The 3,139-nt window shown below is 46.0% G+C and carries 5 protein-coding genes; all 5 read left to right on the top strand.

The window, feature by feature from the left end:
• Positions 1-170, top strand: a 170-nt coding sequence (locus tag FWJ59_RS08945) for a hypothetical protein (protein ID WP_414481592.1), incomplete at its 5' end; no start/stop codon positions are given.
• A gap of 53 nt (positions 171-223) precedes the next feature.
• A complete protein-coding gene (locus FWJ59_RS08940; protein WP_414481591.1) occupies positions 224-598 on the top strand; it encodes a YlbF family regulator in 375 nt (124 codons plus the stop codon).
• Entirely contained in the window at positions 595-1,077 is a 483-nt protein-coding gene (locus FWJ59_RS08935; RefSeq protein WP_414481590.1) for a QueT transporter family protein, read from the top strand. The genes FWJ59_RS08940 and FWJ59_RS08935 overlap by 4 nt, the downstream gene beginning before the upstream one ends.
• A gap of 92 nt (positions 1,078-1,169) precedes the next feature.
• A complete protein-coding gene (mltG, locus tag FWJ59_RS08930; protein ID WP_414481589.1) occupies positions 1,170-2,372 on the top strand; it encodes an endolytic transglycosylase MltG in 1,203 nt (400 codons plus the stop codon).
• 205 nt (positions 2,373-2,577) lie between these two features.
• Positions 2,578-3,139, top strand: a 562-nt coding sequence (locus tag FWJ59_RS08925) for a peptidase U32 family protein (RefSeq protein WP_414481588.1), incomplete at its 3' end; no start/stop codon positions are given.

Here is a 3,139-nt window from a genome sequence, read left to right as displayed (position 1 = left end):
TCATAGAGCAGGCACGACAGGTGGTTAAAGAAACGCTGGATAGATGCGAGCGGCAGAACATCACCGATTGGGCTACTTTGAAAACCAATATAAGGGATGAGCTGAGGGATTTCCTCTATGAGAAAACCAAGAGAAATCCCATGATACTGCCTATCATCATGGAAATATAAATTACTTCACAATAATAATATAATTCATTCCATGAAGATGGGGGGCTCCAGATATGAACGTATACGATAAGGCCCATGAATTGGCCAGGGCGCTTTCGGTAAGCAAGGAATACAGGGATTACAAGGCCGCAAAGGAAAGGATTTATCAGGATGAAACCAATAAGAAGATGCTGAAGGACTTTAAGAAACGGCAGTTTCAGCTGCAGGCTGCATTTTTGAGCGGCAAGCAGCCTGACGAGGAAGAGCTGGATAAGTTCAGAAAGCTTTCGGAGCTCATACAGCACTCACCTGCTATAAGCGAATTTTTGCAGGCTGAATACCGCTTAAATACGCTCATGTCGGATATATACAAGATATTGAGCGAAGCTGTGGATATGGAGCTGGATTTTATGCAGGAAGACGGCGAAGAGGGGGATAAAGGGAAGTGAAGGAGTTTAAGATTTCTGCTCGCTTTATTGCGCGAGCAGCCATCATTGCTGCTGTATATACTGGGTTAACCATGACCCTTCAGTCGATATCCTTTGGCCCCATACAATTCAGGTTGGCCGAGGCGTTGACGGTGCTCCCATTTATAGATGCGGCTGCCGTTCCCGGAGTAGCGCTGGGATGCATGTTTGCCAATCTGAGCAGCCCATTTGGCTTGGTGGATATCCTGGGCGGCAGCCTCATTACGCTGGTATCGGCTTACCTTACGTATAAGGCGCCCAACCGTTATGTGGCCTTGCTGCCACCCATAATTTTAAATGCTCTCGGCGTACCCATCTATCTAGCGCCGGCTGCTAATATGCCTTACTGGCTGGTTGCCCTGAAAGTAGGTTTGGGGCAGCTTGTGGTGATAGGCCTGCTGGGCCTTCCTGTATTGTCGCTGTATCAAAGGATAATGAGTAGATTTTCAATCAAAGATTAACACAATTTTAATATTTTATTAACCTCCTCTGCCTTGTCAAAAGATATGTAACTCTATATAATTAAGATGACGACATAGGCGGGGGTTGAAAGATGTCTGAAGTTGCAGTTACTCGAGATCAAAAGAAGAGAAAGGGTATATATCCTTTTATAAAATCTGTTGTAAGGAATTTATTGATATACCTCATCAGCCTTGGAATAGTGATGGGGGTTGTTTTGTGGGCGGTACGTCAAGTCCGAATATTGTTGTTTGAACCGGTGGACGTTAAGGATCACACCACCGTAACGGTGGATATACCGATGGGGACTTCTGTTCGGGGCATTGCTAAAATACTGTATGAAAATGGCCTGATTCGCAGTACCGGCGTTTTTAGATTTTATGTTGAGCTTACCGATAAGGCTTCAAAGCTGAAGGCCGGGCGGTATAAGCTTTCCAGAAATATGACTCCCCAGCAGATCCTGGATGAGCTGATAACGGGCGAGGCTGCAGTGGACACGGTAAAGATTACAATTCCTGAAGGGTTTAGCATACGCGATATGGCCAATTACCTGGAGAATTTTGAAAAAGACGGGCAAAAGGTTTTTAGGTTTACAGCCCAGCAATTCATTGAAACTGCTAAGCAATTTGATAAGTTTGCAGAAGAATATACCTTTTTGTATGAGATACCCGAGGTGAGAAGGAACGGAGAATATCCTCTGGAAGGATACTTGTTCCCCGATACCTATATAGTCTATGTGGACTCTATGCCCGATGATATAATAAGAAAGATGTTATCCACCTTTGAAAAGAAAGTGTACTATGCCGAATTCAGGGACGTACCTCTTCTTACAGCCATAGAGGAACGGGGGATGACCCTGGATGAGGTAATCACTCTGGCTTCGATAGTTCAGGAAGAGGCCGCTGTAAAGGATGAATTCTATAAGATCTCTGCGGTATTTCACAACAGGTTGAATATCGATATGCCCCTTCAGTCATGTGCAACGGTGCAGTATGCTCTGGGACGTTCTGAGAGGAAGCCCTTCCTGACCAATGAGGAGATTGCGGTGGATTCGCCTTATAATACCTACAAGTATAAGGGGCTGCCTGTTGGCCCTATAGCTTCGCCGGGACAGCTTGCTGTAGAAGCGGTACTGTATCCGGATGAGGAGTTCATGAATCCCAAAAAGCCCGTGCTGTTCTTTGTGTATGCCGGGGATAACCGGCACGAGTTTAGTTACACTGCCGAAGAGCATGCTAGAGCCAAGCAAAAGTACGAGAAGTTGTGGAAGGATAGCCAGAATAAAAATAAGGAATAGTGCAGGTATATTGGAGCTCACTCTAATGAGTGGGCTCTGTTAGTTTAAGGCATTGAGTTATGGGAAGCTTTTATTGGTAGGCGTTTCTTTGGGGAGCTGTGCAGCAAAAAGGAATTTTGATTTCCCGAAGTTTATGATGATCGTTTTTTCAGTAAGTTGGCTTTTTCATGAGAACATGTGATTTTACGAAAGGATGGAATGCAATATGAAGATACCCGAGCTTTTGGCACCGGCAGGCGACCTTGAAAAGCTAAAGGTGGCCGTGGCGTATGGAGCGGATGCCGTATATATAGGCGGCAAAAGGTTGAGCCTTAGGGCCTCGGCTGGCAATTTTGAACTGGATGAAATGAGGGAAGGGGTGGAATACGTCCACAGATATGGGCGTAGGGTATACGTCGCATTGAACATATTTGCTCACAACCAAGACTTTGAGGGTGTTGAGGACTACGTTCGCTTTCTTGAAGATATTGGAGTGGATGCGGTCATAGTATCGGATCCAGGGATGCTGTCCCTGGTGAAGGAAGTTGCACCCGACATGGAAATACATTTAAGCACCCAGGCCAACACCACCAACTGGCGGAGTGCTGCCTTCTGGCACAGCCAAGGGGTAAAAAGGATAATAATGGCGAGAGAGCTCAGCCTGGATGAGATAAAGGAGATAAGGGATAAAACCCCCCCTACCCTCGAGCTGGAGGTATTCGTTCACGGTGCTATGTGTATCTCCTATTCGGGTAGGTGCCTGCTCAGCAACTACCTTACCGGTAGGT

The sequence above is a fragment of the Caldicoprobacter sp. genome (genome assembly GCF_047459465.1).
Lineage (GTDB): Bacteria > Bacillota > Clostridia > Caldicoprobacterales > Caldicoprobacteraceae > Caldicoprobacter.
The sequence above is the reverse complement of the archived record's forward strand: the minus strand, read 5'-3'. Positions and strand labels throughout refer to the sequence as shown.

What these genes read in the sequence shown, in the direction of transcription:
- FWJ59_RS08940 (WP_414481591.1), top strand. Translation starts at nt 224, where the DNA reads ATGAACGTATACGATAAGGCCCATGAATTGGCCAGGGCGCTTTCGGTA.
- mltG (WP_414481589.1), top strand. Translation starts at nt 1,170, where the DNA reads ATGTCTGAAGTTGCAGTTACTCGAGATCAAAAGAAGAGAAAGGGTATA.